Source organism: Aquiflexum sp. (assembly GCF_977115555.1).
In genome coordinates, this window is sequence record NZ_CDSBKL010000372.1 from 1 (window position 1) to 3,905 (window position 3,905).

Here is a 3,905-nt window from a genome sequence, read left to right on the forward strand (position 1 = left end):
TGCTTTATTCGAGATGAAAAAGCAAAGAAATAGATTTTCCCTAACTTATTAATATGGTACTCCCGACTTCTCCCCCCTTTGTTAAGGGAACGTCACCCTGAGTGGAGCGAAGGGTCTCTGATTTATGAGATACTTCATCTTCGTACCTCAGATTTAGGATGGAGAACCGGGCAGTGAGGAGAAGAAGTCTAACTTAATTTAAAAAGATATCTCCCTCTGGTCGATATGACAAGGACAGGTTAATTTCATCTTTAACCTTTTTCCTCTTAGACCACCTTACTTCGTACTTGGTTCATAGTACTTAGTACCCTTCAACCCACCAACCTTTCAAATTTTAACATTCCAACTTTTCAATTTTCAAATCTTTCAATTTTCCAATTCTAGAATCCTCCAATCCCTTTACCTCCCATACAACACCCCGATTCCAGCTTCCTGTAGAGCTTTGTTAAAGGCAGGAACAGCCGTATTCAGCAGGTTTTCTCCACGGCCTTTGAGGATTTCCCATTCTTTGGTCAGTTCGTCGAGGCGGTCTTTGGATCCTTTGGTTACCCTTGGGATCGAACTTTCAGTCTGATTGATCAGGTAGAGGTAATTGGCAGTGAATTTATTGGGAAAATTCTCCACATCGTCATAGGCTTTGGACTTGCGCTGCACCATGTCCTCATCCCATGCCTGCATTTCTTTCAGCAGGCTAGTTCCTGAGGTATATAGTTCTTTTTTGGATTCTTCTTCTTTGATTTTAACCAATAGGGATTTCAATTGGATCTGATAAGCCATGGCATCGTTGATCATCTTGTGCATGGCCGTCAGCTCAGATTCCATCTTGGACATAAAGGCATGGTATTCCTGATAATCTTCAGCCCCAAGCCCAAAATCAGGGTTATCCACAATCTTGGCAGTGGCAGTACTTTCACCCAAAGCAGACTTCAGCTGCAGGATGTAGTTGCCCGGAATGGCTTTGTGTCCCGAAAAACTCGCTTCCAGATAGGCAGAGGGGACTCCCTGCATGGTGGGATAGCGCATATTCCATACAAATCTGTTCACTCCTTTTTTGACAGTCAAAACAGGTTCAGGGGAGGGGCCACCATCATACTTAATGAATTTGGGATCTTTTTTACTGGAAAATGCCCTTACCAATTCCCCTTTTTCATCTCTGATTTCAAGAGTCAATAGCGTGGAGTCGTTTACAGATTCCGGGAGATGGTAGTAGATGACAACACCATTGGCGGGATTCACACCAGCCAATGGATTTGTTCCTTTGAATTCCTCGCTGTTGCCATTCAATGGGGAAGACCAGCTGCCCAACATCGCCTCATCGGGATTATACAAGAGCGGTTTATCCACAGAAGCTTTGATTTCACGGACAAGGTTGAGGTCATCCAAGATCCAAAAGGAGCGCCCCGAGGTAGCCACGATCAGGTCATTGTGGGCAACTTTCAGATCGGTGATCGGCGTCACCGGTAAATTTAACTGGAAAGCTTCCCAGCTTGCGCCTGCATTTCGGGAAATGTACATCCCCGTTTCTGTACCTGCATAGAGCAATCCTTTTACCTTGCTGTCTTCCCTCACTACCCTGGTAAATGCGCCATAGGGGATGCCTTTGCTGATATTGGTCCAGGTTTTTCCGTAGTCGCTTGTCTTGTAAATCGCAGGGGTATAGTCATTGAATTTGTAGCGGGTGGTGGCGATATAGGCTGTTGCAGGATCATGTGGAGATACTTCAATGGCATTGACAAGGCATTCGGTTAAGCCTTTTGGCGTCACGTTGGTCCAGGTCTTTCCATTATCGCGGGTCAGGTGTACCAAACCATCATCACTTCCTGTCCAGATATGGCCTTTTTCATGGGGAGATTCCATGATGTAGCTGAGCGTGCCGTAATTCTCAGCTCCTACCGCTTCATTGGTATAGGGACCTCCGCCTTTTCCCTGTTTTTCTTTCTCATTTCTGGTCAGATCTGGCGAAACTACTTCCCAACTCAGTCCCATGTCTTTTGTTTTCAAGACATATTGTGAGCCGTGGTAATATGTGTCAGGTTCATGCTGCGACCAAATGATCGGGGCATTCCAGTTGAACCTGTACTTCATATCGCTTGCATCCCTACCTAGGTAAAAGATGGGGGCGATCATGATATTGGTACTTCCCATGGTTTTGTGGTCAAGTACTTCGATAGTTCCGAGATAACTTCCTCCCAAGACGTACCTTGGATCATCAGGATTGAATGCCAAAAAAGCACTTTCTCCTCCCGCGGAATAGTTCCAATGTTCCTGAGTGATGCCCCCTCTTCCCAAAGCCATGCTATTGATGACCAGAGAGGTATTGTCTTGCTGTCCACCGTAGATGCGGTAGGGGTTTTGGTTGTCTGTATTGATCCGGTAGATCTGGGCGGTTGGCATATTGGATTGTGTGGACCATGTTTTGCCGCCATTATAGGAGATAGATGCCCCACCGTCATCTGCCATGACCATATTTTTAGAGTTTTTGGGATTGATCCAGAGATCATGGTAATCTCCATGGGCACCGTCAATATTCTCCCATGTTTTGCCACCATCAATCGACCGGAGGGCAGGAGCGCTGTGGACATACACTGTATGTTCATCTTGGGGATCAGCAAAAACCTCTATATAATACCATGCACGTTGTACCAGTCTGTTGTCACTGCTGACCTTGGACCAGTCTATGCCGCCGTTTTCGGATACAAAGAGGCCACCTTGGCCTTTTTCAGAATCACTTTCTATCAAAGCATATACCTTTTCTGAATTGGCACGCGAAACCGCAATGGCCATTTTGCCTTTTTCTTTTGGAAGTCCGTTGGAAAGTTGTTTCCAGGTTTTGCCGGAATCAGTGGATTTGTACAAGCCACTTCCAGGACCGCCACTGATGACTTTCCATGGAAGACGCTGGTGTTCCCACATGGCGGCGTACAATATTTCGGGATAATTCATGTCCATGGACAGTTCCACAGCTCCGGATTTGTTATCGACATAAAGCACCTTTTCCCAGCTTTCACCGCCATTGGTGGATTTGTAGACACCACGGTCCTCGTTGGGTACATTCAGCGCCCCTTGCGCAGCCACAAAGACGATGTCAGGATTGGAAGGGTGAATGACGATTCTGGAGATATGTTCTGTTTTTTCCAATCCTAGCTTTTTCCATGTCTTTCCGGCATCAGTGGATTTATAGACTCCGTCGCCATAAGAGGTCATCACGCCACGTGGGGCATGCTCGCCCATGCCAACATAGACAATTTTTGGATTGGATTCCGAGACCGCTATAGCCCCCACCGAACCTGTTGTAAAAAATCCATCAGAGATATTGTTCCAATGCTGCCCGGCATCTTCTGTTTTCCAGACACCACCACCGGTAGTTCCCATATAATAGGTGAGCGGATCGCTGACTACACCTGAAGAGGTGACTGACCTTCCACCCCGAAAGGGACCTATATTTCTGTATTTGAGTGTGTTGTTGATTTCTTTGAAGTCCTGTGCAAAAAGATTGAAGGTTCCAAGAAAGAGCAGGCAGAATATGAGTTTTTTCATTTGATTATTGGTGGCTATTGAAGGCAATCAAGATATAAAAAAATGCCGGGTTTAGGATAAGGTATTTGATGGATGCCTTTTCGAGTAAAAAATACCTTCGCTTTCAGTCGTACTTCCAACCTCCAACTTCGTACTTCAAAAGAGACCTCCCTCTGGTTGATATGACAAGGTTGGTTTTTTTTCACTTTTATAATGGTTTAGCGTCTATTTCGCTTGAAAGTCAAAGTATTTAGAAACCTTTGCCTTGTCACTTCGACGTAGGAGAAGTCTTAAAAAATTAAAATAAGATCCCTTCAAAAGATATCTCCCTCTGGTCGATATGACAAGGAGAGGCTTTTTCCTTTTGAAACCTTCGAACTTCGAACTTC

The 3,905-nt window shown here is 45.3% G+C and carries 1 protein-coding gene; it reads right to left on the bottom strand.

Features of this window, described 5'->3' with window-relative positions; genetic code table 11:
• Positions 1-399: 399 nt before the first annotated feature.
• Positions 400-3,537, bottom strand: a complete 3,138-nt coding sequence (locus ACZFYI_RS16815; protein WP_462525287.1) for a WD40/YVTN/BNR-like repeat-containing protein — start codon at positions 3,535-3,537, stop codon at positions 400-402.
• Positions 3,538-3,905: the final 368 nt, after the last annotated feature.